The 4,491-nt window shown below is 64.2% G+C and carries 2 protein-coding genes and 2 pseudogenes; all 4 read left to right on the top strand.

Going from position 1 to position 4,491, the window contains the following annotated elements; translation table 11 throughout:
* On the top strand, positions 1–1,284 hold a 1,284-nt coding region (locus EN984_RS23795), incomplete at its 5' end, for a hypothetical protein (RefSeq protein ID WP_127383986.1).
* A gap of 128 nt (positions 1,285–1,412) precedes the next feature.
* Positions 1,413–2,718, top strand: a pseudogene (locus tag EN984_RS23790) (ABC transporter substrate-binding protein).
* Between the two features lie 38 nt (positions 2,719–2,756).
* On the top strand, positions 2,757–3,638 hold the full coding sequence (locus EN984_RS23785; protein ID WP_127267045.1) for a branched-chain amino acid ABC transporter permease: 882 nt from the start codon (positions 2,757–2,759) through the stop codon (positions 3,636–3,638).
* Positions 3,635–4,491 (top strand): annotated as a pseudogene (locus EN984_RS23780) (branched-chain amino acid ABC transporter permease); the annotation flags it as partial. The gene EN984_RS23785 and the pseudogene EN984_RS23780, both read left to right, overlap by 4 nt.

The raw sequence follows: 4,491 nt of genomic DNA, 5'->3' as shown, positions 1-4,491 counted from the left end.
GGCGGCGCCTTCGCCGTTGCCGTCAGTTTCCTCGTCCTGGCGCTGCTGCCAGCGGATTTTCTCGATCGTTTCTGGCGCCGGCGCCTGCCGTTGTTTGCCCTCAGCGACGCCACCCGCGCCGCCATCAGCCTGCTATCCTTCGCCGGCTTTGCAATTCTTATCGCCGCCGGCTTTTTCGGCAGCCGCGACCCACTTTCCAATCCTCTGCCACTGGTGATCTGGACACTGTTGTGGGCCGGCGTCACGCTGCTGCAGGGTGTCTTCGGCGACCTCTGGTCATGGCTCAACCCCTGGTATGGAGCATGGCGTCTCGCCTCGCGCCTGTTCGGGACCAGGGATCACGGAGCATGGCGCCTGCCCGGATGGGTCGGCTGCTGGCCGGCTGTCATCCTGTTCTTCGCCTTCGCCTGGTTCGAACTCATCGATCCGGCGCCCGACGATCCGGGGCGGCTGGCCTTGGCCGCCGGCCTCTACTGGCTGTTCTCTTTCCTCGCCATGCTGGCGTTCGGCTATCGCGGCTGGAGCCGCAGCGGTGAATTCCTGACGGTTTTCTTCTCGATGGTGGCGCGCTTCGCCGTGGCCGAACGCAACCAAGACGGCCGGCTTGGCCTGTGCTGGCCCGGCGCCAAGCTGCTGACGGCGCAGCCCCTGCCGGCCAGCGGCATCGCCTTCCTGCTGCTGGCCCTGTCGTCGGTGTCCTTCGACGGCCTGTCGAAGACCTTCTTCTGGCTCGGCCTGTTCGGCATCAACCCGCTCGAATTTCCCGGCCGCACCGCGCTGATCGGCAGCGGCACTTGCGGGCTGATCCTGACATTCGCGCTGCTGGCGGCGGTGTTCCTGCTTGCCGTCCGGCTCGGCCAGCGTCTTGCCGGCAGCGATCACACGCTCGGCCAGGCCGCAGGCCTGCTGGTGTGGTCGATCGTGCCAATTGCGCTTGCCTATCACGTTGCGCATTATCTGACGGCGCTGCTCGTCGACGGCCAGTATGCGCTTGCGGCACTGTCCGATCCGTTCGCGCTGGGCTGGAACCTGTTCGGCACCGCCGACATGCAGATCGAGGCCGGCATCGTTGCGGGGGCGGACTCTGCGTGGTGGCTGTGGAATATCCAGGCCGGCGCCATCATCCTGGGCCATGTGCTCGCCGTCCTCGTCGCTCACGGCTTCGCCTGGCGCCTGCACCCACAGCCCTCCCGCGCGGCACTCAGCCAGTTCCCGCTCACCTTGCTGATGATCGCCTACACCGTCTTCGGCCTCTGGTTGCTTGCCACGCCGACTGTCGGATGAGAAAAGGCGACCAGCATGCCTTCGGGGAAAGCCCGCTTGCCACGTCGGGGCTTTGGTGATTTAGTTTGTACACATGCGATTTTTTGCCTCGTTACAGCCAGTCAAAACTCAAAAACAGGGGAACTGCCGTGACTGACAAGAATGGGTTTTTCGATCTCTCCAGATCCACGCTCACCCGCCGCACGGCGCTGAAGGGTCTGGCCGCCGGCGCCGGCCTGGGCCTGGCCCCCGGCTACGTCCGCTATTCCCAGGCGCAGAGTTCGGCGCCGATCAAGATCGGCTTCCAGTCGCACCGCACCGGCATCGGCGCCGCCTATGGCCGCTGGTACGAGAAGACCACGGCTGCCGCGGTCAAGGCGATCAACGCCGCCGGCGGCATCAACGGCCGTCAGGTCGAGGTGATCATCGAGGATGACGGCACCGATCCCGGCCGTGGCGCCGAGGTGGTCGGCAAGTTCGCCACCCAGCACAAGACCGACATCGTCTTCGGCACGCTGTTCTCGCATGTCGTCATTGGCTCTGCGCCCGCCGCCGGCGAAAACAAGATGCCCTATTTCGTCGTCAGCGAAGGCCATCACGTCGCCTCGACAAAGCTGAACCGCTATGTCTTCCAGCCCGGCATCACCGACGTGAAGAGCCAGATCCAGTCGATGGCGCCGTGGATCGCGGCCAATGCCGGCAAGAAGGTGACGCAGATCTTCCCCGATTTCGCTTTCGGCTACGACCATCGCGACTACCTGCCGCCGGCACTGAAGGCGCAAGGCGGCGAGGTCATCGCGCAGATCGCCATCCCGCCGACGGAATCGTCCTTCACCAAATACTTCCCGCAGATCCCGGCCGAGACCGAGGTGATCTACCACGTCATGGTCGGCCCGGCCGTGCTCACTTTCGTCAAGGAGCTCGGCGAATTCTACGGCTCCAACCGACCGCAACTGTTCGGCTTCATCGATTCGCTCGAGGCCACCGACATCAACAGCCCCGGCCTCGAATTCCTCGACGGCAGCCATTTCTGGGAAGGCTCGCCGCGTTATGCGCAGGCCAACGATTCCGAAGCGCAGAAGGCCTACCGCACCGCTGTCGGCATCGATGACAATGGCGCTGCCGTCGGCGATCCCAAGGATGTCTCCACCGCAGCCCACATGTTCGGCTGCTGGGAGACGCTCTATGTCGTCAAGAAGGCAATGGAAGACGCCGGCTACAAGGGTCCGGAAGACCGCGCCAAGCTGGTCGAGGCGACCGAGGCACTGACCGAGTTCGCCGAAGGCCCGCAGCATCCGCAGGGGCCAAAAAACCTTCAACGGCAAGATCCACCAGTGCTTTGGTATCCAGAACATCTCCAAGGTCGAGGGCGGCAAGCTCAAGGTCGTGCACAAGACCAAGATCGAGGACGGGCTTTACGAGGCCGAGGGAGATTATACGACGCAGGCGCTGTGAGTTTGGCATTCCAGCAAGCGCCTGCCAGCGTGTAACCGATGCACTTTGGTCCCCACCTCCTCCTCGCCGCTCTCGAAGGCCTCGTCACCTCGTCAGTGCTAGCCCTGACGGCGCTCGGCCTGTCGCTGGTGTTCGGCGTCATGCGGGTGGTCAATGTCGCGCATGGCGAGTTCTTCATGCTGGGCGCGGTGCTCGCCTGGGCGATCACCACGGCCATCGGCGGTCACCCTGCGCTCGGCTTCCTGGCGGCGCTGGTGATTGCCCCGCTGATCGTCGGCGCCATTGCGCTGGTCGCCGAACGGCTGGTGCTGCGCCGGCTCAATTACAATCCGGAAGCCACCATCGTCGCCACCATCGGCATGCTCTACATCATCCAGCAGCTGGCGCTGACTTTCTATGGCCCGGAGGCTCGGCCGGTCGAGCCGCCGTTCAGCTACCGCATCCTTTTGCCGTGGTTCGGCTATTCCGGCTACAAACTGTCTGTTATCGCCGCTTCCGCGCTGCTGCTCACCGCGACATGGCTGGTGCTGACGCGCACCAGGATCGGCCTCGTCATGCGCGCCACGCAGTATGACAGCGAAACCGCACAGGCCTTCGGCATCCCTGTCGGCCGTGTCTATGGCGGCGTCTTCGCGCTCGGTGCCATGCTGGCGGCCATTGCCGCGGTGCTGATCGTGCCGATCAGCCAGGCGCATTATCTGATGGGACAGGATCCGCTGCTGCTCTCCTTCATCGTCGTCATCATCGGCGGCCTCGGCTCGCTGCGCGGCACGGTCGTCGCCGCCGTGCTGATCGGCCTCTCCGACGGCATCATCTCGATGTTCTTCTCGCCGACGCTGGCCAAGATCATTGCCACGCTGCTCGTCGCCATGGTGCTGGTGTTCCGCCCGCAAGGCCTGTTCGGGACGGCATCGCGATGAGCGAAGCTTCGCCGGCAAAAGCCTATGCCCTGCATCTCGGCGTCATCGCCCTGCTCTTCGTGCTGAGCTTCCTGCTGCCGGACTACTATCACGGCCTGCTTGCCCGCATCATGGTGCTGGCGGTCTTTGCCATGGGCTACAACATGCTGTTCGGCTATGTCGGCCTGCTCAGCCTCGGCCATGCGATGTTCTTCGCCGCCGGGCTCTATGGCGCCGGCCTTGCCGTCATCCAGCTCGGCTGGAGCGTACCAGCGGCATTCGCCTCGGGCCTCGGCTGTGGTGTTGTTGTTTCACTCGTGATCGGCCTGCTGGCGTTGCGCACCACGGGCGTCGCCTTCATGATCGTCACCATGATGTTCGCTCAAGTGTTCTACCTCCTCATCCTCTACTTCGCGACTTGGACCGGCGGCGACCAAGGCATGGTCGTGCCGCAGCCGGCGCGGGTGCTCAGCTTTGGCGCTACATCGCTCGAACTCACCAATCCGACGGTGCGCTACATGACAGCGCTGGCGCTGTTTTCCATCGTGCTGCTCGTCACATTGGCCATCGTCCGCTCCCGCTATGGCCGCGTGCTGGTCGCCATCCGCGAGAATGAGGAGCGCACGAAGATGCTCGGCTACGATACGTTTTCGAACAAGCTCGCCGCCGTCGTCATCTCCGGCATCATCTGCGCGGCCTCGGGGGCCGCCTATGCGCTGCTGTTCGGCTATGTGTCGGATCGAGCTTCGCGTCGGTGCAGTATTCGATCCTGCCGCTGCTGTGGGTGCTGCTGGGGGGTGCCGCGACGACGCTCGGACCGCTGATCGGCACGCTGTTCATGTACTATGTCATTGATATCACCAGCGGCTACACC

The sequence above is a fragment of the Mesorhizobium sp. M7A.F.Ca.CA.004.12.1.1 genome, assembly GCF_003997835.1.
Classification (GTDB): Bacteria; Pseudomonadota; Alphaproteobacteria; order Rhizobiales; family Rhizobiaceae; genus Mesorhizobium.
Note: the sequence above shows the minus strand (reverse complement) of the source record. Positions and strands in the feature narration are given on the sequence as shown.